At 71.5% G+C, this 24128-nt stretch carries 18 protein-coding genes and 1 riboswitch; of the genes, 12 read left to right on the forward strand and 6 right to left on the reverse strand.

The genetic code is table 11. The annotated features are described in order from the left end of the window. Positions 1 to 125 precede the first annotated feature (125 nt). Genes KBX71_RS25445 through KBX71_RS25455 form a run of 3 tightly spaced genes read left to right on the forward strand, consistent with a single transcriptional unit; the run spans position 126 to position 3450 of the window. Positions 126 to 731, forward strand: coding sequence for a class I SAM-dependent methyltransferase (locus tag KBX71_RS25445; RefSeq protein ID WP_124822879.1), 606 nt, complete (start codon positions 126 to 128; stop codon positions 729 to 731). Between the two features lie 40 nt (positions 732 to 771). After that, positions 772 to 2451 carry an ABC-F family ATP-binding cassette domain-containing protein gene (locus KBX71_RS25450; protein ID WP_210820371.1) on the forward strand — a complete coding sequence of 560 codons (1680 nt, stop codon included), beginning with the start codon at positions 772 to 774 and terminating at the stop codon, positions 2449 to 2451. A gap of 36 nt (positions 2452 to 2487) precedes the next feature. Next, positions 2488 to 3450: an aldo/keto reductase gene (locus KBX71_RS25455; RefSeq protein ID WP_210820372.1), complete on the forward strand. Its 963-nt coding sequence runs from the start codon at positions 2488 to 2490 to the stop codon at positions 3448 to 3450. A gap of 62 nt (positions 3451 to 3512) precedes the next feature. Here KBX71_RS25455 and KBX71_RS25460 read toward each other — a convergent pair whose 3' ends face one another. Both KBX71_RS25460 and KBX71_RS25465 read right to left on the reverse strand, forming a co-directional pair. Continuing rightward, complete coding sequence (locus tag KBX71_RS25460) at positions 3513 to 4070, reverse strand: hypothetical protein (RefSeq protein WP_210820373.1); 558 nt, start codon at positions 4068 to 4070, stop codon at positions 3513 to 3515. Between the two features lie 71 nt (positions 4071 to 4141). Continuing rightward, complete coding sequence (locus tag KBX71_RS25465) at positions 4142 to 9973, reverse strand: ThuA domain-containing protein (RefSeq protein WP_210820374.1); 5832 nt, start codon at positions 9971 to 9973, stop codon at positions 4142 to 4144. 312 nt (positions 9974 to 10285) lie between these two features. After that, a riboswitch (TPP riboswitch) is annotated at positions 10286 to 10395 on the forward strand. Here KBX71_RS25465 and thiE point away from each other — a divergent pair. From thiE to thiC, 7 genes are all read left to right on the forward strand, one after another. Next, positions 10390 to 11016 (forward strand): thiamine phosphate synthase, encoded by a 627-nt coding sequence (gene thiE, locus KBX71_RS25470; RefSeq protein WP_210820375.1) that lies wholly within the window; start codon positions 10390 to 10392, stop codon positions 11014 to 11016. It overlaps the preceding riboswitch by 6 nt. Next, a complete protein-coding gene (thiO, locus tag KBX71_RS25475) occupies positions 11013 to 12167 on the forward strand; it encodes a glycine oxidase ThiO (protein WP_210820420.1) in 1155 nt (384 codons plus the stop codon). The genes thiE and thiO overlap by 4 nt, the downstream gene beginning before the upstream one ends. Next, a complete protein-coding gene (gene thiS, locus KBX71_RS25480; protein ID WP_210820376.1) occupies positions 12158 to 12358 on the forward strand; it encodes a sulfur carrier protein ThiS in 201 nt (66 codons plus the stop codon). Before thiO ends, thiS begins: the two co-directional genes overlap by 10 nt. Next, the gene (locus KBX71_RS25485; RefSeq protein ID WP_210820377.1) at positions 12355 to 13134 is read left to right on the forward strand and encodes a thiazole synthase; all 780 of its coding nucleotides are present in this window, start codon (positions 12355 to 12357) and stop codon (positions 13132 to 13134) included. Before thiS ends, KBX71_RS25485 begins: the two co-directional genes overlap by 4 nt. Before the next feature lie 89 nt (positions 13135 to 13223). Next, on the forward strand, positions 13224 to 13817 hold the full coding sequence (locus KBX71_RS25490) for a thiamine phosphate synthase (RefSeq protein WP_124819818.1): 594 nt from the start codon (positions 13224 to 13226) through the stop codon (positions 13815 to 13817). Beyond that, positions 13814 to 14599: a bifunctional hydroxymethylpyrimidine kinase/phosphomethylpyrimidine kinase gene (gene thiD / locus KBX71_RS25495; protein ID WP_210820378.1), complete on the forward strand. Its 786-nt coding sequence runs from the start codon at positions 13814 to 13816 to the stop codon at positions 14597 to 14599. Before KBX71_RS25490 ends, thiD begins: the two co-directional genes overlap by 4 nt. 17 nt (positions 14600 to 14616) lie before the next feature. Further along, complete coding sequence (gene thiC, locus KBX71_RS25500) at positions 14617 to 16209, forward strand: phosphomethylpyrimidine synthase ThiC (RefSeq protein WP_210820379.1); 1593 nt, start codon at positions 14617 to 14619, stop codon at positions 16207 to 16209. Between the two features lie 176 nt (positions 16210 to 16385). On the opposite strand, the gene KBX71_RS25505 is transcribed toward thiC, so the two are convergent. The 4 genes from KBX71_RS25505 to KBX71_RS25520 form a co-directional block, all read right to left on the reverse strand. Beyond that, entirely contained in the window at positions 16386 to 19646 is a 3261-nt protein-coding gene (locus KBX71_RS25505) for a hypothetical protein (protein ID WP_210820380.1), read from the reverse strand. A gap of 76 nt (positions 19647 to 19722) precedes the next feature. After that, complete coding sequence (locus KBX71_RS25510; protein WP_124819805.1) at positions 19723 to 20031, reverse strand: cupin; 309 nt, start codon at positions 20029 to 20031, stop codon at positions 19723 to 19725. Further along, positions 20028 to 20978 (reverse strand): LLM class F420-dependent oxidoreductase, encoded by a 951-nt coding sequence (locus KBX71_RS25515; RefSeq protein ID WP_210820381.1) that lies wholly within the window; start codon positions 20976 to 20978, stop codon positions 20028 to 20030. Before KBX71_RS25515 ends, KBX71_RS25510 begins: the two co-directional genes overlap by 4 nt. A gap of 2 nt (positions 20979 to 20980) precedes the next feature. Continuing rightward, entirely contained in the window at positions 20981 to 21766 is a 786-nt protein-coding gene (locus tag KBX71_RS25520; RefSeq protein WP_210820382.1) for an ABC transporter ATP-binding protein, read from the reverse strand. 270 nt (positions 21767 to 22036) lie between these two features. Between KBX71_RS25520 and KBX71_RS25525 the strand changes: the two genes are divergently transcribed. After that, entirely contained in the window at positions 22037 to 23068 is a 1032-nt protein-coding gene (locus tag KBX71_RS25525) for an ABC transporter substrate-binding protein (protein ID WP_210820383.1), read from the forward strand. 103 nt (positions 23069 to 23171) lie between these two features. Then, positions 23172 to 24029, forward strand: a complete 858-nt coding sequence (locus KBX71_RS25530; protein WP_210820384.1) for an ABC transporter permease — start codon at positions 23172 to 23174, stop codon at positions 24027 to 24029. Positions 24030 to 24128 lie beyond the last annotated feature (99 nt).

Consider the following 24128-nt stretch of genomic DNA (forward strand, 5'->3'; position numbering starts at 1 on the left):
CCAGAGTAGGAGGCGTTGTCCCTTTAGGGGGTAATTTCGGGTAAATGTGCGCGTGTGCCGTGCCAGGTCCGTGGAGAAGAGGATCGCCCCGGCGGTCGTCTTCGGGCCGATGCGAGAATTGCCGAGTGACCGGCGACCACTACTTCACCGCTCAGCCCACCAGCGACGCCCCGGCGCGCGAGGTCGAGTTCTCCGTCGCCGACCGCGACTACCGGCTCACCTCGGCCGGCGGGGTCTTCTCCGCCAGCCGGCTCGACCCGGGCACCGCCGTCCTCCTGCGCAAGGCCGAGCTGCCCGCCGCCGACACCGGCGGCGACCTGCTCGACCTCGGCTGCGGGTTCGGGCCGATCAGCTGCGTGCTGGCCGACCTCGCGCCCACGAGCACCATCTGGGCCGTCGACGTCAACGCCCGGGCCCGCGAGCTGACCGCCGCCAACGCGGCCCGGATCGGTGCCGCCGACCGGGTCCGGGTCAGCGCCCCGGACGACGTTCCGGACGGCGTCCGCTTCGCCCAGCTCTGGTCGAACCCACCCATCCGGATCGGCAAGGACGGGCTGCACGACCTGCTGCTGCGCTGGCTGCCCCGACTCGCCCCGGACGGTGTCGGCTGGTTGGTCGTCGCCCGGCACCTCGGCGGCGACTCGCTGCAACGCTGGCTCACCGAGCAGAGCTGGCAGGTCGAGCGGTACGCCAGCCAAAAGGGCTTCCGGGTGCTGCGCGTCACCCGGTAATTGGATATACCCCCGACCCTCGCTGGGGCAGGATCCCGGCGTGGGATACGTGGACGTGGCAGCGGTCGGGCACATCCTGCCCGACGGTCGGGAACTCTTCGCCGACGTGTCGTTCCGGGTCGGTGAGGGCAGCAAGGTCGCCCTGGTCGGGCCGAACGGCGCGGGAAAGACGACGCTGCTGAGAATGGTGGCCGGTGACCTGCCGGTGCGCAGCGGCGTCGTCGCGCGGGCCGGCGGGCTGGGCGTGATGCGCCAGTTCATCGGCATGATCGGCGACGAGTCGACCCTCGCCGACCTGGCGTTGTCGCTGGCCCCGCCGGCGCTGCGAGACGCGGGCCGGCGGCTCGGCGAGACCGAGGCGGCCATGCGGGCCGCCGAGGCCCACGGCAAGTTCAGCAACGCCGCGGGCAAGGCCCAGCTGGCGTACGCCGATGCGCTCGGCGCCTGGGGCGAGGCCGGCGGGTACGACGTCGAGGTGCTCTTCGACACCGTCGCGACGATCGTGCTCGGCCAGCCCTGGGACGCCGTACGGGACCGGCCGGTGCGCACCCTCTCCGGTGGCCAGCAGAAGCGCTTCGCCCTGGAGTTGCTGCTGCGCGGCCCGGACGAGGTGCTGTTGCTCGACGAGCCGGACAACTTCCTCGACGTGCCCGGCAAGCGCTGGCTGGAGGCGCGACTGCGCGAGTCGACGAAGTCGGTGCTCTACGTCTCGCACGACCGTGAGCTGCTGGCTCAGAGCGCCGACCGGGTGGTCGCCGTCGAGGGTGGCAGCGCCTGGGTGCATCCGGGCGGCTTCGCCAGCTGGCACGAGGCTCGGGTGGCTCGGCACGCCCGCCTCGACGAGCTGCGCCGGCGCTGGGACGAGGAGCACCAGAAGCTGCGTGACCTGGTGCTGATGTACAAGCAGAAAGCCGCGTACAACGACGGGTTGGCCTCGCGCTACCAGGCCGCGCAGACCCGGTTGCGCAAGTTCGAGGAGGCCGGGCCGCCGCCCGTACCGCCGAAGGACCAGGACATCCGGATGCGGCTCAGCGGCGGACGGACCGGCAAGCGCGCGGTCGTCTGCGAGCAGCTGGAGCTCGACGGCCTGACATTCCCCTTCGACCTGGAGATCTGGTACGGCGATCGGCTGGCGGTGCTCGGTGCCAACGGCACCGGCAAGTCGCACTTCCTGCGGCTGCTGGCCCGCGGCGGCACCGACCCGGACCCGGCGAACGGGCCGGTCGACGGCGCAGGGGCGCTCGCCCCGGTGGCGCACGACGGCACCGCCCGCCTCGGCGCCCGGGTCCGCCCCGGGCACTTCTCCCAGACCCACGACCGGCCGGAGCTGATGTCGAAGACGCTCGTCGAGATCCTCTGGCGGGGTGACGAGCACCGCACCGGGATGGACCGGCACGCGGCGATGGGAGTGCTGAGTCGCTACGAGCTGGCCGCGCAGGGCGACCAACGGTTCGGCACGCTCTCCGGCGGACAGCAGGCCCGGTTCCTGGTGCTGCTGCTGGAGTTGTCCGGGGCGACCCTGCTGCTGCTCGACGAGCCCACCGACAACCTCGACCTGGCCAGCGCGGAAGCTCTCGAAGCGGGCCTGAACGCCTTCGAGGGGACGGTGATCGCTGTCACCCACGACCGTTGGTTCACCCGATCCTTCGACCGGTTCCTGCTGTTCCGAGGCGACAGCGAGGTGGTGGAGACCCCGGAACCGGTCTGGGACGTCGGGTGAGCGGTCCTCGGCGGCGGTGCGTCCAGCGGGCATAGGGTGGATCGCGTGACTGAGATGACCTATCGCCGGCTGGGCGACTCCGGGCTCGTGGTGTCCGTGGTCGGCATCGGCTGCAACAACTTCGGCCGCAAGCTCGACCTCGACGGCACCCGGGCCGTGGTGGACGCCGCCCTCGACGCCGGGATCACCCTCTTCGACACCGCCGACATCTACGGTGAGCCGCAGGGCAGCTCCGAGGAGCTGCTCGGGCAGGCGCTCAAGGGGCGCCGGGACGACGTGGTGGTGGCCACCAAGTTCGGCATGGACATGAACGGCCTCAACGGGCCGGACTACGGCGCGCGTGGTGCGCGGCGTTACATCGCCCGCGCGGTGGAGGCGTCGCTGCGCCGGCTCGGCACCGACCACATCGACCTGTACCAGATGCACGAGCCCGATCCGGGCACCCCGATCGACGAGACCCTCGCAGCCCTGGACGACCTGGTCCGGGACGGCAAGGTGCGCTACCTGGGCAACTCCAACTTCGCCGGCTGGCAGATCGCCGACGCGGACTGGGTCGCCTCGTCCAACGGCCGGTCCCGCTTCATCAGCGCGCAGAACCACTACAGCCTGCTGGAGCGCTCGGTGGAGGCCGAGGTGATCCCGGCGTGTGAGCGGTTCGGCCTCGGCATGCTGCCGTTCTTCCCGCTCGCCAACGGTCTGCTCACCGGCAAGTACAAGCGCGAGGGGCAGCCGCCGGCCGGCAGCCGGCTCTCCGGTGGTGGCCGGTACGCGGAGCGGCTCGCCGCGGCCGACTGGGACACCATCGAGGCGATCGAGGCGTACGCGGCCGAGCGGGGTCTGACGATGCTCCAGGTGGCGATCGGCGGGCTGGCCGCCCAGCCGGCGGTGACCTCGGTGATCGCCGGTGCCACCACGCCCGAGCAGGTGCGTGCCAACGCCGCCGCCGGCACCTGGGAGCCCAGCGACGACGATCTGGCGGCGCTGCGCACCGTCCTCTGAGTCGAAAGAAACTGGGCCGGGCCGCTCGTCGCGGCCCGGCCCGTTCGGTGGATGCTGTTTGGTCAGTCGGAGCGCCGGCGGCCGAAGAGCATGGCCACCCCCATCGCCGCGGCGACGAGCACGAGACCGGCCGCCGCGAACGGCCACCAACCGGTGCCCGCCCCGCCGTCGGCCGGCTCGGTCACCGCGACCGGCTTGGGCGCCGGCGGTGACTGTGCCGCCTGGGCCTGCACCGTGGCGGTGGCCTTGCTCTGCAGCGGAGCGGGGGAGTTCACCGTCACCTTCCAGGTGCCGGTGGAGAGCACTGGGCCGCTGCTGTAGAAGCCGTGCCCCTCAGGCTGCGGCTCCAGCTGCACCGGCCCGATCCGCTGCCCGTCCGGGCCGGTGGCGGTGAGGACCAACCGCACCACCTGCTCCAGCCGGCGGCCGTCGGTGTGGGTGGCCTGGATGGTTACACCCTGAGCCCCGTCGCCGGCCACCGTGAGTTTGAGCTTGTCGGCCGGAGCCGCCGGGGCGGCCTGAGCGGCCTGAGCGGCCTGTGCCGCCGCCGGGGCGGCGGCGGACAGGGTCAGGGCCAGTCCGACGAACACGGCGGCCAACACCTTGCGGATACCCGTCACGGACATCTCCTCACTACCGATGAGGGAGGCCCCTCCCCGACGCCGCAGCGCCGGGGAGGGGCCTCGTCGGATCAGAGCTGGCGACCGGGTGCCAGCCGGGTGGCGTCGCCACCGAGCCGCCCGGTGCCCTTGACCGAGTCACCGTCGTTCGCCTTGACCCCGGCCTTGCTGGCCGCGCCGCCGAGCCGAACGATCATGGCGTCGGCGTCCCGGACCAGGACGTCCCGAACCTCCGCCTCAGGCACCAACGTGGCGTCGGAGGCGAGCGTCCGGAATGCGGTCAGCTGCCGGACCGCCGCCTTGTCGTCGCCGGCCGCCTCGGACGCGCGAACAGCGTCGAGCTTGTTCGACAGCTGCTTGTGCGCCTTGGTCGAGAGCCGCCCCGTCGCCTTGAACCGGTCCAGCAGACTCTGCATGTCCCGGAACGAGGTGGTGACGAAGAACCGGACCGTCGAGGTGGTCTTGTTGCCCGCCTTGTCGGTCGCGGTCACGGTCAACTCGTGCAGGCCGAGTGACAGGTCGTACATGGCCTGCAGAGTGCCGCTCGCGTACGCCTGGCCGTCGAGTTGGCCGACCACGCTGGCGATGCCCGAGGACGGGTCGACGGCCTGCCAGGCCACCCGGACGTCCTGGCTGTCGCCGTAGAGCTGGCCGTCGGCGAGACCGGACACCAGCAGCGTCGGCTTGGTGCCGTCGATGCGCAGCACCGCCGACTTCAGCGTCTCGACGTTGCCCGCCTTGTCCGTCGAGCGGAACAGCAGCTCGTGCTGCCCGTCACCGGTCACCTCGACCGGCGTCGAGTACGGCGTCCACGCGCCACCGTCCAGCGACCACTCGACCGTCTTGACGCCGGAACCGGCGTCGGTCGCGGCCAGCACGACCGGGATGGTCCCGTTGTGCCAACCGTCGTCGTTCGCCGGAGCGAACGTCGCCGAGGTCACCGGCGCGGTGGCGTCGATCTTGACGGAGACGGTCTTCGTCGCCTCCACGTTGCCGGCCTTGTCCGTCGAGCGGAACCGAAGCTCGTGCTCGCCGTCCCCGCTGACCGCCACCGGAGCGGTGTACGCCGTCCAGGTGGTGGCCCCGTCCAGCTGGTACTCCGTACCGGCGAGCCCGCTACCGCCGGCCTCGTCGGCCCCGGTGAGCGTGATCGTCACCGGCCCGGTGTGCCACCCGTCGGTCGGGGTGCCGGAAACCGCCGAGGTGGTGACCGGCGCGGTCTCGTCGGCCACCTTCGTGCTGAGCCGGAAGTAGTCGAACGAGGCGGTCTTCGACGCCGTCTGGTTGGCGCCGAGGGTGAACAGCCCCACCTTCGGGGTGGCCCCGACCGCGCTGGTGGTCAGCGTCGGCAATGCGGTCCAGGTCGTCCCGTCGGCCGAGTACGACGCGGTGAACGTGTCGCCCGTGCGGGCCAGCCGCAGGTGCCACACCGCCGAGGTCAGGTTGCCCGCCTCGGGCTGCGGGTTCTGGACCACCCCGGCGATCTCGCTGCGGAACTCGATCCGCCGCGTCACCGCCTGGCCGGCCTGGTTGTCCGCGATGAAGTCGAACTTCACGTAGTTGTCGTCGTCGGCCTGCACGAGCAGACCGGCCTGCTGGTACTGCTCGTTCAGCAGGCTGCCGTCGACCTTCGTCTCCAGGGTCCAGTCGCCCGACGGCGCGGTCTGGAGGATGAAGTTCTTCGGCCCGGTGTTGTCGGTGCCGTAGATGTCACCGTTGGGCACGTCGATCCGCAACGCGCCATCGGTGACCCGGTAACCGCTCGGGTCCTCCCGCGTCACGGCGTCCCACCGGCACTTGTCCAACGTGCTGCCGGTGAACTCGTCCGACGGGTCGACCGGGCCGGCCGGAGCGTCCGGCGTGACCTGGAACGAGTCGAACGCGGCGTCGACAACCGGCGCCTCGGTGCCTCCGTTGAGCGCGAAGACCCCGATCCGCGGGTTGGTGATGCCCTCGAGCGCGGCCGAACGGCCGACCGGGGTGAAGGTCTGCCCGTCGGCCGAGACGGCCGCGGTCAGGTTCGTCCCGTCGCTGGTGATCCGCAGGTACACGGTGTCACCCGCCGGAGCGTCGGCGGCGTCGGCGGCCTCGTTGCGAGGCGTGGCCGCGGTCTCCCGGATGAACTCCACCCGCCGGCTGCCGTTGTACAGCAGGTCCAGCTTGGCGTAGTTGTCGTCGTCGCCGTACACCAGGACGCCGGCCTGCTGGTAGTTGGCCGTCACCGGCAGGGTGACCTTGGTGGTCATCTCCCACGCGCCGGTCGGGGCCGCCTGGAGCACCAGGTTGGTGGCGTCGTTGCGAGCGCCGTAGAGGTCACCCACGCCGGTGGGCAGCCGCAGCGCGCCGCCACTGAGCGAGTAGAGCTGGTTCTCCCGGATGACGCTGGTCCAGCGCTCCTTGTCGAGGCTGTTGCCGTTGAAGTCGTCCGAACGCGCCCCGAAGCAGGACGTGTCCGGCGCGTCGACCCGCACCGGCACTGCGGCGTACGACTTGGCGCCCTTGCTGTCGGTCACCGTGAGGGTGGCCGTGAAGGTGCCCGCGCTGGTGTAGGTGTGGCTGGCGTCCAGTGTGGTCGCCGTGCCTCCGTCACCGAAGTCCCAGGCGTACGTCAGCGGGGTGTCGCCCTCGGCGTCCGTGGCCGTGCCGTCGAAGGCGACGGTGACCGGTGCGGTGCCGGTGGCCGGGGTGGCCGTGGCGCTGACCGTCGGCGGCCCGTTCTCGGTGACACCGCGGCCGACGAAGTCCATCCAGTTGACATTGAACAGCGAACCCGTTCCGCCGTTCGGATCGCGGGCCACGAAGTACAGCGAGCCGCTCGCGGCACCGGTGACCGGTGCGCTCACGTCCGTGTACGTCTGCCACGCGCCGGTCGACGGTACGACGGCCGTGGCGACCACCGGTCCGTCAACCGCACCGGCGTGGACCTCGATCCGACCGCCAGCGGCGGCGGAGGCGGCCCGGAACCGGATCTCGGTGATGTTGGTCAGGTTCGCCGGGGCGACCGACCACCAGTCACCGTCCTCGATGAACGCGATGCTCTGGCCGCCACCGGCGGTGTCGGCGCCGGCCTCCCGCGTCACGCCGGCGTCTCCGCCGCCGGTGCTCACCGGGGCACGCCCGGTGGCGGTGAAGTACTCGGCCTGCTTCTGCTTCGGCTGAAGGACCTCGATCTGCCGGCCGGTCAGGGCGCCGGCACCGCCGGCACCACCCTCGTCGGTGTAGGTGGCCTCGAAGACCGCGAAGACGTTCGCCTCGGCGCCGTGCCCGGAGGCGAGCGACGTCTGGACGGTGCCGGTGCAGCCGGTGTGCTGCTCCAGCGGGTGGGCGTGCTCGTCGTGACCGAGCAGCACCTGCAGCCCCACCCGGTCACAGTCGATCTCCCCGTCCTCCGGGTCGGTCACCTTGATCGTGTAGCGGACCTGGTCGCCCCAGTTGAAGAACCCGCCGTCCGGCGGGAACTCGATGGTGACCGTCGGGGCGGTGTTGCCAACGGTGACCGGCACGTTGGCCACCGCCGTACGACCCTTGGGGTTGGTGACGGTGAGCTGGGCGGTGAAGTTGCCCGCCGTGGCGTACGTGTGGGTCGGGTTGGCCTCGGTGGAGGTCTGCCCGTCGCCGAACGTCCACGCGTAGGTGAGCGTGCCACCGTCCGGGTCCCGGGAACCGGCGCTGGAGAAGGTGACCGTCAGCGGCGCCGGACCCGAGGTCGGGTTGGCGGACGCCGCGGCGATCGGGGCACGGTCACCGGCCGTGTAGTCGATCCGGTAGACGCCCGAGTTGTCGTTGTTGCCGCCGAAGCCGCTGCCCCACTCGATCAGGTACAGCGCGCCGTCCGGGCCGAACTCGAAGTCCATCGGCCGGATCATGCTCATGCCGGTGAGCAGCTGGTTGATGTCCACCAACGACTTGCCGTCGGGGGTCACCTGCATGGTGTACATCTTGTTCTGGTTCCACTCGCCGAGCAGAGCCTTGCCGTCGTAGTACGCCGGCCACTTGCGGTTGGAGTTGACGTCGGCGTCGTAGCGGTAGACCGGGCCACCCATCGGGGCGCCGCCGCCGCCGATCTCCGGGTAGCGCGCGTCACCGGCGTACCCGTAGTCGACGGTCGCCGGGACCACCGGCGGGAGGTTGGTCAGGCCGGTGTTGTTCGGCGAGTTGTTCACCGGCGCGGCGCAGTCGAACTTCGCACCGCTCGGGCCGGACGGGAACGTGTAGTCGTTGTATGCCTCGTTCGTGCCCGTGCAGTACGGCCAGCCGTAGTTGCCCGGGGTGACGATGTTCCACTCGACCAGACCGCGGGGGCCCCGGTTCGGGTTGTCCGTGTTGGCGTCCGGCCCGTAGTCGCCGACGTACAGCGTGTTGGTCTTCGGGTCGGTACCGATCCGGAACGGGTTGCGGAAGCCCATCGCGTAGATCTCGGGACGGGTCTTCTCGGTGCCCGGAGCGAAGAGGTTGCCCGACGGAACCGTGTACGTCCCGTCGTCCTCCGGGTGGATCCGGATCACCTTGCCGCGCAGGTCGTTCGTGTTCGCGGAGGTGCGCTGCGAGTCGTAGTCCTGGCGGCCTGCCCGCTCGTCGAGCGGCGAGTACGAGTTCGACTCGAACGGGTTGGTGTTGTCACCGGTGGCCAGGTAGAGGTTGCCGTCGCCGTCGAAGGTCATGCTGCCGCCGGCGTGGCAGCAGGTGTTGCGCTGGGTGTCGACCCGCAGCACCTGCTTTTCGCTTGCCAGGTTGATGGTGTCCCCGGTCACCGTGAAACGGGACAGCAGGTTGCGGGTGACCCCGTCGTTCGGGGCGTAGTACAGGTACACCCAGTTGTTGGTGGCGAAGTCCGGGTCGAGCCGGATGCCGATGAGGCCGTCCTCGTTGCCGGTGAAGACGTCCAGGTCGACGGCGGTGACGGTGTTGCCGGTGTCCGGCTTCACGATCTGCACGCGACCGTCGCGCTCGATGTAGAACACCCGCCCGTCGGGGGCGATGTCCAACTCCATCGGGTTGCTGGTGTTGCTGTCCAGCGTGACCTTCTCGAAGTTCGAGGTCTTCGAGGCGCCGCAGTCGGCGTTCTCGACACCTGCCGCGGTGCGGATGCCGCCGAGCAGGTGGGAGAGGAACTCGGGCTCGGCGTACGACTCCCGGGTGTGCCCCAGGCCCGTGTACCAGGATCGGCCACCGTCGTAGTCCTGACACCAGGAGACCGGGTGGTCCGCACCCATCGCGCCGGCGCCGGGGGTGTAGCTCTTCTCGTCCAGGCTGGCCAGCACGTGCACGTCCGGCCGGGGGTTGGTCTGGTAGTTGTACCACTCGTCGAACCGGGACCAGCGGTCCGGCAAACCGGCCGTGGACGGGTGGGCGTGGTCCTCCACCTTGACCGTGGCCTGCTGGTTCTGCGGGTGGTTGGCGAAGTACGCGCCGACCAGGTCGCCGTACCAGGCCCAGCTGTACTCGGTGTCCGACGCGGCGTGGATGCCGACGTAACCGCCGCCGGCCTTCACGTAGCGCTCGAACGCCGCCTGCTGGTCGGCGTTGAGCACGTCACCGGTGGTGGAGAGCCAGATCACGGCCTTGTACTTCGCCAGGTTGGCGTCGCTGAATGCGGCGCCGTCCTCAGAGTTGTCAACTGTGAATCCGTTGGCGACGCCGAGCTGTTGGATGGCCGCGATGCCGGTGGGGATGGAGTCGTGCCGGAAGCCGGCGGTCTTGGAGAAGACGAGGACGGAGAAGGGATCGGCTGCGGCCTTTGGCGCCTTCGGCACCACCTGGCTGACCGGGGCTGCGGCTTTCGCATCCCGTGGGGGGACCTGGGCGGCCGCCTGGGCGGGCGCGCCGAACAGGGTGGTCGAGGCCATGGCCAGGGAGATCAGGGTTGCGGTGATGGGTAAACGGGCACGACGAGAACGGGACACGCCGCCTCCTGTGTCGTAGTGACGGAGATCGCGGGAGTCGGCTCGCCGAAGGCCCTCCCTGATGGAGCCGGTGGTCACACCCTGCCAAGGTGCCCCCACCGACATTTTGTCGAATCGCTGAACAAATTAATTCGGCTGACTCGATGTCGGGCAAGATGCGGACGGGTAACGGTTCTGCAACGGGGGGCGACATTCCGAACAGGACCGTATGAAGTGCCCCATTGGATCTAGCTCGTTTTGGCGCGGCCCGGTCGCCGGCCGCCGCCGACCCCGCGCCTTGGCAGGCCGGCGGATCTGTCGTACGGTGACACGCAAGTAACCCACGGGAGCCCGGTGTACCGGGCTGAGAGGGGGGCTGACAGCCCCCGACCGTTGAACCTGATCCGGGTAATGCCGGCGCAGGGAGGAGCGTTGCCGTGCCGTCTCTGGGGCGATTGCATCTCATCACCGACACCCGACCCGGTCGCGACCCACTCGCCGTGGTTCGCGCCGCCCTCACCGTGGCCCACGCCGAGCTGGTGGTGCAGGTCCGGGTCGAGGACTCCGCCACCGACCGCGAGGCGTACGAACTGACCCGGCGGGTGCTTGCGCTCTGCGCGTCGTACGGGGCGACCTGCCTGGTCAACGACCGGTTGCACGTGGCGTTGGCGGTGGGCGCCGCCGGTGGGCACGTCGGCGCCGACGATCTGCCGGTCGCCGCCGCCCGCCGGGTGCTCGGCCCCACCGGCGTGCTGGGCGCCACCGCCCGCGCCCCGGGCCCGGCGAGCGACGCCGTCGCGGCGGGCGCCAGCTACCTGGGCGTCGGGCCGTGCCACACCACAAGCACCAAGACCGGCCTGCCGGATCCCATCGGGCCCGCCGGGGTACGCGCCGTCGTCGACGCCGTCGACGTTCCGGTCATCGCGATCGGCGGAGTGACCGCCGCGCGGGTGCCGGCGCTGCGGGCCGCCGGGGCGTACGGGGTGGCGGTGGTCGGTGCCGTCTCCGCCGCCGCCGACCCGGCACGGGCCACCGCCGAGCTGATCGAGGCCCTGACGTGCTGACCGGCCGGTCCCCGTCACCGCCGTCGAGCGACCGGGTCCGGCCGGACGTGGCAGTGGTGGGGGCGGGGCCGATCGGGCTGGCGATCGCCTGGCGTTGCGCCGCGCGAGGGCTGCGGGTGGAGGTACACGATCCGGCACCAGGTTCGGGGGCGTCGGCGGTGGCCGCCGGCATGCTCTCCCCGGTCGCCGAGGCGTACTTCGGTGAGCGGCAGCTGACCGGGTTGCTGCTGGCGTCCGCCGCCCGCTGGCCGGCGTTCGCCGCCGAGCTGACCGAGACGACCGGATGCCAGATCGGCTACCGGACCGAGGGCACCCTGATGGTCGGGCTCACCGGCGACGACCTGGCCGAGGCGCGCCGGCTGTGGGCGTACCAGCAGGGGTTGGGTTTGCCCGTGACGCCGCTGCGCCCCAGCGAGCTGCGCGACCGCGAACCGACGCTCGCCCCACGGGTTCGCGGCGGCGCCCTCGCGCCCACCGACCACCAGGTCGACCCCCGGCTGCTGGTGCCGGCCCTGCGCGCGGCCGCGCAGCGGGCCGGCGCGGTGCTCGTGCCGCGGCCGGTCCGACAGCTGTCCGATGTGGACGCCGAGGTCACCGTGGTAGCCACCGGTTGCGGGGCCGCCGCGCTCACCGGCCTGCCCGTGCGGCCGGTGAAGGGCCAGATCCTCCGACTCCGCGCGCCCGACGGCGTCGCGCCGGGGTTCCGGCACGTGATCCGGGGGTACGCCGACGGCGAGCACGTCTACCTGGTGCCCCGAGCCGACGGCGAGGTCGTGCTCGGCGCGACGGTCGAGGAACGCTCCGACACCACTGTCACCGCAGGCGCTGTGCAGCGGCTGCTGCGCGCCGGGGTCGACCTGCTGCCCGAACTGGCCGAGTACGAACTGGTCGAGGCGATCGCCGGGCTGCGCCCGGGTACGCCGGACAACGCGCCGATCCTCGGCCCGCTGCCCGACCGGCCGGACGTCCTGGCCGCCACCGGGCATCACCGGCACGGCATCGTGCTGACCCCGATCACCGCCGACCTGATCGCCGATCTGGTGCTCGGCGGCGTACCCGACCCGCTGCTCACGCCCTTCCGGGCCGACCGCTTCGGCGGTGCCGCGTCGGGCGGACCTGAAGCGACGACGGAGGGGGACCTGTGGAGTTGACCGTGAACGGGACCGGGCGCAGCGTCGCCGCTGGCGCGTCGGTGGCGGATCTGGTCCGCGACCTCGTGCCGCACCCGCGTGGGGTGGCGGTCGCTGTGAACGGCGAGGTGGTGCCCCGGGCCGGCTGGCCGGGGCGGGTGCTGCGCGACGGTGACCGGGTCGAGGTGCTCACCGCGGCGCAGGGCGGGTGAGCGGCGTGCCATTCGAACTGGGTGGGGAGACCTTCACCTCACGGCTGATCCTCGGCACCGGCGGCGCCGCGAACCTGCACGTGTTGGAGCAGGCGATCCGGGCGTCCGGCACCGAGCTGGTCACACTGGCGCTGCGCCGGGTGGGCACGGCGCCGGGCTCCGCCGGCGGGCTGCTGGAGCTGCTGGACCGGTGCGGCGTACGCCTGCTGCCGAACACCGCCGGCTGCCACACGGCGACCGAGGCGGTGAAGGTGGCCCGGCTGGCCCGGGACGCGTTCGACACCGACTGGGTCAAGCTGGAGGTGATCGGTGACGAGCGAACCCTCCTGCCCGACGGGGTGGAGCTGCTCCGCGCCGCCGAGGAGTTGGTCGCCGACGGCTTCACAGTGCTGCCGTACACCAGTGACGACCCGGTGCTCGCCCGCCGCCTCGCCGACGTGGGCTGCGCCGCGGTGATGCCGGCCGGCTCGCCGATCGGTTCGGGGCTCGGCATCGGCAACCCGCACCACATTCGACTCATCCGGCAGATGGTGGACGTGCCGGTGATCCTCGACGCCGGCATCGGCACCGCCTCCGACGCCGCGCTGGCGATGGAGCTGGGCTGTGACGGGGTGCTGCTGGCGAGCGCTGTCACCCGGGCGGCCGACCCGGTGGCGATGGCCACCGCGATGCGGTACGCGGTCGAGGCCGGTCGCCTGGCCGCGGGCGCGGGCCGGATCGCCCGCCGCTTCCACGCCCTCGCCTCCACTCCCGACGAGGGAAGACCCGACCTGTGAGCGGGCCGGTGGCGTCGGCCGGGCCGACGGGCTCGGCGGCTCCAGATCTTGGTACGAAACGGCCCCTGGAGGGGCACATCCTCACCAAGATCTCGGCAATCCGGGGGATCGTCGTGCTGACCGACCGCTGGCAGACACGGCGACCACTGGTGGAGGTCGTGGCGGCCGCCGTGGCCGGGGGAGTGCGTGCTGTTGTGCTGCGCGAGAAGGACCTGCCCCGAGCGGAGCGCGCCGCCCTCGCCGCCGATCTGCGCCCGATCCTCGCGGAGGCGGGCGGGACGCTGATCGTGGCCGGCCCGGACCCGCTCGACGGCAACGCCGTGCACCTGCCGGCCGCCGGCCCCTACCCGGCACCGCGGTGCCGCCTCGTCGGCCGCTCCTGCCATGACGAGGCAGAGTTGCTCCGACTCACCAGTGAGGACTACGCGACCCTGTCGCCCGTCTTCCCGAGCCGCAGCAAACCCGGCTATGGCCCGCCCCTGCGACCCGACGGTCTCGCGAGCCTGATCCGGCGCAGCCCTGTCCCCGTCCTGGCGCTCGGCGGCGTGGAAACCCCGGACCAGGTGCGCGCGTGCCTACGGGCCGGAGCGGCAGGTGTGGCGGTCCAAGGCGCGATCATGCGAGCCGAAGACCCCGTCACGCTCTGCAGAGCTCTCCAAACCGCAACCAAAGAGGCCACATGACCCCGCGCACCATCCTCACCATCGCCGGTTCGGACTCCGGCGGCGGCGCAGGCATCCAGGCCGACCTCAAGGTCTTCGCCGCGCTGGGCGCGTACGGCACAAGCGTCCTCACGGCTGTCACCGCGCAGAACACTCGCGGTGTCGACGCGGTGCTGCCGCTACCCCCGCGCACGGTCATCGAGCAGTTGGACAGCGTCCTCACCGATTTCACCGTCTGCGCCGTGAAGACGGGGATGCTCGGCACCCCGGCGATCGCGGACGTGGTGGCCGAGGCGGCCCGGGACGGCCGGCTGCCTCAACTCGTCGTCGACCCGGTGCTGGTCGCCACGAGTGGTCACCGGCTCGGCGTGGTGGGCGCCGTGGAGCGGCTGCTGCCGTACGCCAGGGTGGCGACCCCGAACTGCGCGGAGGCCGCGGCGATCACCGGACGCCCGGTGGACGACGTGGCCGCGATGGTCGTGGCCGCCGAGGCCCTGGTGGCCGGCGGCCCGGAGTACGTGGTGGTCACGGGCGGGGACCTCGACGGGGGTGAGGCGGTCGACGTGCTGCACGGCGGCGGCGTCACCACCCTGTTGCGCGCACCCCGGGTGACCACCCGGCACACCCACGGCACCGGGTGTTCGTTCTCGGCGGCGATCGCGGTGCGGCTCGGTCTGGGCGACCCGGTGCCGGCCGCCGTGGGGGCCGCAAAGGAGTACGTGCTCCGTGCGCTGACCGGCGCGCGGGGCTGGGAGCTGGGCGCGGGACGTGGGCCGCTGAACCACTTCGGCTGGTCCGCTTGATCACCAGGGAGGCTGTCATGCACGCACGAGGCAAGGTGTACGTCGAGGGTTCGCGGCCGGATGTCCGGGTGCCGTTCGCGGAGGTGGGGCTGACCGGAGACCTGCCGCCGGTGCGGCTCTACGACACGTCCGGTCCCGGTTCGGACCCGGAGGTTGGGCTGCCGCCGCTGCGCGGACCGTGGATCGCCGAGAGGGGTGACGTGGCACCAGCCCGGGGTGCGGGCACGCCGCTCGCCGGGATGGACGGTCACCGGCCCACCCAGCTCGCGTACGCGCGGGCCGGTGTGGTGACCCCGGAGATGGAGTTCGTGGCGATCCGGGAGAACGTCGACCCGGAACTCGTACGGGCCGAGATCGCCGCCGGTCGGGCGGTGCTCCCGCTCAACGTCAACCACCCGGAGTGCGAGCCGGCGATCATCGGTAAGGCGTTCCTGGTCAAGGTGAACGCCAACATCGGCACCTCCGCGGTCAGCTCGTCGGTCGCGGAGGAGGTGGAGAAGCTGACCTGGGCCACCCGCTGGGGGGCGGACACCGTGATGGACCTGTCCACCGGCAAGCGGATCCACGAAACCCGTGAGGCGATCGTGCGGAACTCGCCGGTGCCGATCGGGACGGTGCCGATCTACCAGGCGCTGGAGAAGGTCGGCGGCGACCCGGTGAAGTTGAGCTGGGAGGTGTTCCGGGAGACCGTGATCGAGCAGGCCGAGCAGGGCGTCGACTACATGACCGTGCACGCCGGCGTGCTCCTGCCGTACGTGCCGCTGGCCGTGGACCGGGTGACCGGGATCGTGTCCCGAGGCGGTTCGATCATGGCGGCGTGGTGCCTGGCGCACCACGAGGAGAACTTCCTCTACACCAACTTCGAGGAGCTGTGCGCGCTGCTCGCGAAGTACGACGTGACGTTCTCTCTCGGTGACGGGCTGCGCCCCGGCTCGATCGCCGACGCCAACGACGAGGCGCAGTTCGCCGAGCTGCGCACCCTCGGCGAGCTGACGAAGATCGCCTGGGCGTACGACGTGCAGGTGATGATCGAGGGCCCCGGCCACGTACCGATGCACAAGATCAAGGAGAACGTGGACCTGCAACAGGAGTGGTGCCACGAAGCGCCCTTCTACACGCTCGGTCCGCTGACCACCGACATCGCGCCCGCGTACGACCACATCACCTCGGCGATCGGCGCCGCGATGATCGGCATGTTCGGCACGGCGATGCTCTGCTACGTCACGCCGAAGGAACACCTCGGCCTGCCGGACCGGGACGACGTGAAGGCGGGCGTGATCGCGTACAAGATCGCGGCCCACGCGGCGGACCTGGCCAAGGGTCACCCCGGCGCGCAGGACTGGGACGACGCCCTGTCGAAGGCCCGGTTCGAGTTCCGCTGGGAGGATCAGTTCAACCTCTCGCTGGACCCGGAGACCGCGCGCTCGTACCACGACGCGACCCTGCCCGCCGAGCCGGCGAAGACCGCGCACTTCTGCTCGATGTGCGGCCCGAAGTTCTGCTCCATGAAGATCACCCAAGAACTCAAGGAGTACGCGGCGCGCGGCATGAAGGACAAGTCGGAGGAGTTCGTGTCCGGCGGCAGCCGGGTCTACCTACCGCTCGCCTGACCCGCGGGTCGGCCTGGGTGGACCGCTGCGCGGGGTGTCGCGGGATGGTCGACTCGGGTTCATGGATGTCGGGGTGTCCGGGTCGCTGGGATAGCCCGGTTTCCGTGAACCCGAGTCGATCAAGCCGCGACCGGTCGGTGCGTTGCGTGAGACGCGGTGACGCCAGTCGCGTTTGGTCACTCGCGATGGTGTCGACCGGTGGAGCGCAACGACCGGCGGCCGTTTTCCTGCTCGGGCTCGTTGTCCGACACCGGCTTGCTCAGACCGGTGACCCAGTCGACGAATTCCTCGTCCTGGGTCGCCAGCGGTTCCGCCGAGTCCGACATTGTCGGGCTCTCCTCGTCCGCGCGGGACCGGTTGCGGCGGAACAACCCGCCGAGCCGCCCTCGCCGGGAGGGTTGCTCTGCCAGCTTCGGGGGCGTCGGCGCTGCCGACGTGGCGTCAGTAGGCGCCAAATCGTCGGCGTCGGCGTCGGTAATAGCGCTGCTCGTGGTGGCGCTGTTGGCGGTGGCGCTGTTGGCGGTGGCGCTGTTGGCGGTGCCGGAGGGCGCGCCCAACGCGCCTGGGGACTCTGTCCGGCCCGGGTGTTCGGCCGAAGCGGTCGTCGTGCTGGCCTCGGTCGGCGCTGTCCGTGCCGTCGAACTGTCCTGCGATCCTGCCGACCTGGCGCGCCGAGAGGTGTCGAATGCGTTCCAGGTGCCGGCCCGGCTCAGGTCCGGCAAGGGTGCCCGATGCCGGGGCCTGGGCATCGGCTCGCTCGGCTCGTCGGGCCCGCTCGACTCCTCCGATGCCGTTGCCCCAGTGGCCCCCGGCTCGGCGGTCTGCGGTGGCACCGTCCATGTCGAGGTGACCGGCCAGGCCGACGGCGCGGGCGTCCAGCGGTCCGCATCCGGGTCACTGTCGGCGGTGGCCCCGAACAACCCGGCGGTGGGAACGTCCTCGGCGGCGGGCCGTGCGCTGTCGGTGTCACGGGCCCCGGTGATTGCAGAATCGCTGGCCGGGGAGGTCGCGTCGGCCGGTGCTGCTTTGCTGCCCGGGCCGGCCTTCGGGACGCGCCCGGAAGCCGTGACTTCCGCACCAGCCTGGCCGGTCGCCGTGGTCGGTACCGCCGGTGCTCGCGTCGTGCCGGTCGCGGTGGTAGGTGCTTGCGCCTCGGCCGCGGTGGTGGGTTCCTGTGTGGCGTTGGTTGCCGTGGTCGGGGATTCCGGGTTGACCGGCGCCTGCGTCGCGTCGGCTCCGGCGGTCGCCGAGGTGGCCGGCGCTCGCTTCGACCCGGTGACGGGGGTGGCCGGTGCTCGCTTCGTGCCGGTGGCGGCGCCGGTGCCGGTGGCGGTGCCGGTGCCGGTGGCGGTGCCGGTGGCTGCTGCCGTGCCGGCGACAGCAGCCGAGGCAGCCTCGGTCGTCGAACTCGACCGCTCACCCGGGCTCCCCTGGCTGGCCACCGGAATGTCGGCGGCCGCGTCGGAGCCGGTGCTGTCGGCGGACCTGCCCGGCCGGGTGCCTTTCGTGGCGCGGTCAGTGGCCGTCTCGCGGGTGACCGTCTCGCCGGGGGTCGTCTCGCGGGTGGTCGTCTCGTTGGCGGTCGCCGAGCCGGCAGGGGACACACCGTCAGCCGTGTCGGAAGCGGTGGCGTCCGGGTTGGCCTTCGACTTGCGGGGCCGTCGCGGCTTGATCGTCAGCGGCGCCTCGGGCGTGCCGTGGTCGGCCGTTCCCGCGCCGGTCGGCCCCGTGCTCGTGCCCGACCCCGCGCTCGCGCTGGTCGTGCCTGTGCCGGTCGGGGCCGCCGACGGGGTCGTGCCCGTGGCGGCGGCGACGGAACTGGAAGCGCTCCTGCCAGTCGGGGATGTGCTTGTCGCATCCGTGCCACTGCCGGTGCCGCTCGCGGCAGTGCTGGTCCGGGCCGTGCTGCTGGTGGCGGGAATGGGCGCGGCAGCGCTGGGCGTGCCGGCGCTGGGTGCGTCCGGGCTGGTCGGAACGGCTGCGGACCTGCGGGTGGTGCGCCCACTACCGGTCGGCCTGCCGTTCGTGCCCGTCGCCGCGCTGCCGGCCGGCTCGTCGACCGCTCGGCCACCCGTCGGGGTCGCGGCGTCGGTGCGTCCGGCCGTGGTGCTGGTCGGGGTGGCGTCGGCGACGTTGCTGACGTCGGTGCGGGCCGAGGGCTCGGCCGTGGCCGGGACACCATCCCGGCGCGCCGGAGGCGTCTGCCCGCCGGCGGTGAACTCACCGGTCGGCGCGGTCAGCCAGGCGGCGGGCTGAGTCGGGGCGGCCTGAGACGGAGGAGCGGCCTGAGACGGAGGCGCGGCGGGAGACGAAGGAGCGGCGGGAGTCGGGCCGTGCTGGCCGCTCGCGGTGGTCGTCGGCCAGTCCCAGTGGGCCGGGACTGTGCGTACGCCATCGGGGTCGCCCGTTGCCCGCGGACCCGCAACGACGCCGCCGGGCTGCGTGGTGGCCAGCTCGGCGTTGGTTGTCTCCGTGTCGGGGCGTTCGGCGGTGTCCCGGTCGTTCGTGGCGCTGGGCAGCGCCGGGCCGGCGGGCAGTGGGCGCAGGATGGCGGTGGGCTCGATGGCCTGCGGGTCGGCGGTACGGGTGCTCGTCGGCCAGCGCAGCAGCGCGGCGGCGGCCGCGCCGAGCGCCCCGGCGAGGATCGCGATCAACGAGCCGTAGTAGGGGGCGGCCTGGTAGCGATCCACCGCGTCGCCCGGACCGGCGGTCAGGTAGGCGAACGCCACCAGTACCGGACCGGCCACCCCGGTGGCCCCGCTGACCAGTGGGACCTGACCTCGCCAGCGAGCCAGCCCGGCGGTCGCCGCGCCGGCCAGTAGCGCCACGGTGGGCAGCAGGAGCAGCGCCAGCCGCTGTGCGGCGTCGTCGTCGAGCCAGCTCGGTTCCAGTACGCCGAGTCGGACGGTCGGCAGTGGGCCGGCGGTGCCGAGCGACGGTAGGACGGAGATCAGCGCCAGGAGCCAGACCGCGCCGGCCACGGCGGCCATGTTCCAGCCCAGCTCGGGCCGGAACAGGACGGCGATCGCCGCGCCTGCCCCGATCACCGCGCCGACCACGGCGCAGATGCCCACCGCCCAGACCGGGTCGACGGAGATCAGCTCCGCGGCGCGGGCGGGCTGCATGCAGAGCGGGGCGATGACTGTGGCGCCGAGCGCTGCCGCGCCAGCGACCGCCAACTGCCGACCGGTGCTGGCTGCCGGGGCGTCGCGGCGAGCGAGGCGTCCGGTTACGACGGCACCGGCGACGGCGGCGTTCGCGGCGAACCAGCCCACCCAGACCAGCTGGGCCGGCCACTGGTTGACTGTCGTACCGGTGAATGCGCCGGTCAGGCGAACAATGCCGAAACCGTACGCGACGCCGAGCTGGCCGGCTCCGGCCAGCACGCTCACCCCGAGCGCCGTGAGCAGCAGTCTGCCCCAGGTCCGAAAGGCCATGTCCGGCACGTTACGCACCTGGTACACCCGATCGCCACCGGCGCGCCGCGCGGCACGCCGGTGGCCATCGGCGGGTCTACTTGAGTTCGACCAGCCGGGCCAGGTAAGTCGTATCTCCGACATTGGTCAACATGTGCACCGCGCCCGGGTCCCGGTAGACCACTCCGCCGGTGGGCTCGTCGGCGTCGATCCGGGTCCCGTCGACGGTCTGTATGACGTTCTTGGCGCCTTCGATCGCCACCACCAGGTAGGGGTGGTCGTGCCGGTGCAGCGGCTGCCGCTCGCCCGGCTCGAGCCGGATGTGCCAGACCCGGACCCGGTCGTTCTCGTACACGATCTCCTGACCCACCGGGCCGAGTTCGGTTCCGTCGATCACGTCGGTCATCGTGCTCCGTCCAGTTGGGGCAGCACCTCGGCGGCGATCAGCTCAAGGTGGTCGAGATCATCGAAGTCGATCAGGCGTAGGTGGACCCGCGTGGTGCCGATCGCGGCGAACTCACCGATCCGCTGCGCGAGCTGCGCGGGGGACCCGACCACCGGGTCCTCCGGTGGCAGCGCGCTCTTCTCGTGCAGGGGCGCGGCCCGACGCTGGGCCTCCGCGTCGGTCCGGCCGATGGCGACGACGATCCCGGCGGAGAGCACCAACGGGTCGCGCCCGGACTCCGTCCGTCCGGTGCGCTCACACGCCTCGCGCACCCGGTCGTACGCCTCGGCGGTGGCGGCCACGGATTTGAACGGCATGTTGAACTCGTCGGCGTACCGGGCGGCCAGTTCGGGTGTGCGCTTGGGCCCACGTCCGCCCACGATGATCGGCGGGCCGGGCACCTGAACCGGCTTGGGCAGGGCGGGAGCGTCCACCAGCCGGTAGTGGTCGCCGGTGTAGCTGTAGGTCTGGCCGGGCGGGGTCGCCCACAGCCCGGTGAGCACCTCAAGCTGCTCGGCCAGTCGGTCGAAGCGCTCGCTGACGGGCGGGAACGGGATGCCGTACGAGGTGTGCTCGCGTTCGTACCAGCCGGCGCCGATGCCCAGGTCGACCCGGCCACCGCTCATCTGGTCGACCTGCGCGACCATCACCGCGAGGGGACCGGGCAGGCGGAACGTGGCCGACGTCACCAGGGTGCCGAGCCGGATCCGTTCGGTTTCCCGGGCCAGCGCGGCGAGGGTCAGCCAGGCGTCCGTGGGGCCGGGCAGGCCCGGGTCGGCGCCCATCGACTGGTAGTGGTCGGCGCGGAGGAAGCCCTCGTAACCGCATGCCTCGACCAGCCGGGCGAACCGGAGCTGGGTGTCGTAGCTGGCGCCACGGTTCGGCTCGGTGAAGACCGACACCCGCATGGTCAGTGTCCTTCCGTGCCGGCGGTGGCCGACTGCTCGCGTTCCATCAGTAGTTCGTGCAGGTCGGCGCTGACCTGGGCGACGTCGGCCAGGTGGGCGTTGCGGCCCAGGGTGCGGGGCCGGGGGATGGTCACGTCGACGACCTTGCGGATCCGGCCGGGGCGGGGGCTCAGCACGACCACCCGGTCGGCGAGCAGCACCGCCTCGTCGATCGAGTGGGTGACGAAGACGATTGTCGGCTTGTTCTCCATGTGCACCCGCTGGAGTTCGCCGGAGAGCTCCTCGCGGGTGAGGGCGTCCAAAGCGGAGAACGGCTCGTCCATCAGCATCACGCGGGGCTCACCGATCAACGACCGGCACAGCGACACCCGTTGCTGCATGCCGCCGGAGAGTTCGTGCGGCAGCCGCTTCTCGAAGCCGGCCAACCCGGCCACGTCGAGCAGTTGCCGGGCCCGCTCCCGGTGCTTGGCACGGCCCCAGCCGAAGATCTCCACGGGCAACAGGACGTTGTCCACCACGGTGCGCCAGGGCAGCAGCGCCGGCTTCTGGAACAGCATGGCGATGTCCTGGCGGGGGCGGGTGATCGGCGTACCGGCGACGGTGATCTCACCGGCGCTCAGCGGGAGCAGCCCGGCGATCAGCCGCAGCAGGGTGGACTTGCCGCAGCCGGAGCGGCCGAGCACGGCGACGAACTCGCCCTCGGCGACGTCGAGGTCGATGCCGCGCAGCGCCTCAACCCGGCCGGATCGGCCCTCGAAGGTACGGGACACCCCGGACAGTCGGATCATCTCCGGCGTACCTCCGCTGAGTCGACGGTCAGGAATCCGACAAAGGCTAGCTGCCCGGTCGAGGTATCGCACCGCGTGGGGTGGTCGTCAGGTTGTTTCCGTTCCGCAACCCGATACGCCTGGCGTCGCAACTGTGGGTTTCTCGTACGCTGTGCCCGCGAAGAGTCCCCTCACGACGGCGGCGCCCGGCTTCCACCCCTCCCGCCGGCCCGTCACGACAACCCCCTCCGGTGGCCTGCCGGCCCCGGTCGGAAAGGACATGGTGCACTGATGAGAAGGCTGACCCGTACGGTCGCTACGGCCGCGCTGGCCACCGCCCTCGCCCTTGTCTCCGCCTGCAGCAGCGGGTCGGATTCGGCCGACGACGCCAAGGGCGGCAATGGCAAGACGTTGGACAAGGTGACCTACCTCACCTCGTTCGGCAACTTCGGCCGTGACTCCTACGCCTGGGTGGCGAAGGACAAGGGCTTCTTCAAGGACGCCGGCTTCGACGTCGAGATCAAGGCCGGTCAGGGCACCGGTGGCGTGATCCAGACCGTTGTCGGCGGTCAGGCCGACTTCGGCCCGATCGACCTCACCGGCGGCCTGCTCCAGTTCGGCAACGGCCAGGCGAAGGACTTCACAGTGGTGGCCGCGATTCAGCAGCGCACCATGGCGGGCATCGCCACCGTCGAGGGCAAGAACATCAGCTCGCCGAAGGACCTGGAGGGCAAGAAGCTCGCCGACACCCCCGGGTCCGTGGTCCGCAACCTCTTCCCGACGTACGCCCGGCTCGCCGGTGTGGACGTGAACAAGGTGACCTGGGTCAACGGTGAGGCGCAGAACCTGATCGGCACGCTGGCCTCCGGGTCGGTCGACGGCATCGGTCAGTTCGTCGTCGGTCAGCCGACCATCGAGGCGGTGGCCAAGAAGAAGGCCATCATGCTGCCGTACAGCAACGTGATGCAGGACCTCTACGGCAACGTGCTGATCACCTCCTCGAAGATCGCCAAGGAGAAGCCCGAGATGGTGAAGCGGTTCACCGCGGCGCTGCTCAAGGGCCTGGAGTACAGCCTGGCAAACTCCAAGGAGGCCGCCGACATCCTGAAGAAGAACGTCGACGCCACCAACCCGGTCTCCGCCGCCGCCGAGCTGGAGCTGATGGCCGCGTACGTCCGTTCCGGCAACACCGGTACCGCGATCGGCACCCTGGACAGCGGTCGGGTCGCCAAGAGCATCGCCATCCTGCAGGGTGCCGGCGCGCTGAAGCAGACCATCACCCCCGAGCAGATCATCGACTTCAGCCTCGCGCCGAAGGCCTGATCGTCCGGTCGTCATCAGGGGGTACGTCCCGCCGAACTCGGTGGGGCGTACCCCCGTCGCTCGTCGGCCCCCGGTGGGCCGTGGGATTTCGAGGAGGACAGAGATGACCGACGTCCGGTCAGCGGACCCAGCGGTGGGGGAACTTCCGCCCCCGGGTCCCGGCCCCGAGGCGAAGCGCACGGGTCGAGGTGCCGGTCTGCGGGCCGGGGCCGAGGCGGTGCTGCCCGCGGTCGGCATCCTGATCGCGCTGGCGGCGTGGTGGCTGATCGCCCGACTGGAACTGGTCCACCCTTTCGCCCTCCCGCCGCCCGGTGACGTGCTCACCGCGTTCGTCGAGAAGCCGGCCCAACTGCTGGAGCACACCTGGGACACCACGCTGGAGATCCTGACCGGCTTCGCCCTCTCGGTGGCCGCCGGTGTGCTGATCGGGCTCTCTCTGGCCAGCTCCCGCACTGTGGAGCGGATGTTCACGCCGCTGCTGGTCGCGGTGAACGCGGTGCCGAAGATCACGTTGGGCCCGCTGTTGGTGGTGGCGCTCGGCTGGGGCCAGAAGCCGATCCTGACCATGGTGTTCCTGCTCTGCTTCTTCCCGATCGTGCTGTCCACCGCGACCGGGCTGACCACCACGCCGGCCGACCTGGCCGAACTGGTGCGTTCCTGGAACGCCTCCCGCTGGCAGGCGTTCCGCAAGGTGCGCTTCCCGGCCGCGCTGCCGCAGATCTTCGTCGGGCTCAAGGTGGCCATGCCCTTGGCCGCGATCGGTGCGGTGATCGGTGAGTTCCAGGCCGGCGAGAGCGGTCTCGGCTACGTCATCACGCAGTACGCCGGCATCGGCGACGCCGCCACCGCCTGGGCGGCGATCATGCTGGTGGCGCTGGTGAGCATCCTGCTCTACTCGGCGCTCCTGCTGATCGAGCGGATCGCCCTGCCCTGGGTGCGAGAAACCACAAGCAGCCGCTAACCCAACATAAGAGATCAATCACAAGAAACGCGAAGGGCCGGCCCCCCACTGGGAGGCCGGCCCTTTCCATTGACGCTGCTGGCACAAAGGGTGTGGCCG

The organism is Micromonospora sp. D93 (assembly GCF_018070365.1).
In the GTDB taxonomy this organism is placed as follows: domain Bacteria; phylum Actinomycetota; class Actinomycetes; order Mycobacteriales; family Micromonosporaceae; genus Micromonospora; species Micromonospora ureilytica.

Excerpts from the sequence above, each read along its gene's own strand:
- thiD (WP_210820378.1), top strand. The coding sequence starts at position 13,814 with ATGACCCCGCGCACCATCCTCACCATCGCCGGTTCGGACTCCGGCGGC.
- thiC (WP_210820379.1), top strand. The coding sequence starts at position 14,617 with ATGCACGCACGAGGCAAGGTGTACGTCGAGGGTTCGCGGCCGGATGTC.
- KBX71_RS25505 (WP_210820380.1), bottom strand. The coding sequence starts at position 19,646 with ATGGCCTTTCGGACCTGGGGCAGACTGCTGCTCACGGCGCTCGGGGTG.
- KBX71_RS25510 (WP_124819805.1), bottom strand. The coding sequence starts at position 20,031 with ATGACCGACGTGATCGACGGAACCGAACTCGGCCCGGTGGGTCAGGAG.
- KBX71_RS25515 (WP_210820381.1), bottom strand. The coding sequence starts at position 20,978 with ATGCGGGTGTCGGTCTTCACCGAGCCGAACCGTGGCGCCAGCTACGAC.
- KBX71_RS25520 (WP_210820382.1), bottom strand. The coding sequence starts at position 21,766 with ATGATCCGACTGTCCGGGGTGTCCCGTACCTTCGAGGGCCGATCCGGC.
- KBX71_RS25525 (WP_210820383.1), top strand. The coding sequence starts at position 22,037 with ATGAGAAGGCTGACCCGTACGGTCGCTACGGCCGCGCTGGCCACCGCC.
- KBX71_RS25530 (WP_210820384.1), top strand. The coding sequence starts at position 23,172 with ATGACCGACGTCCGGTCAGCGGACCCAGCGGTGGGGGAACTTCCGCCC.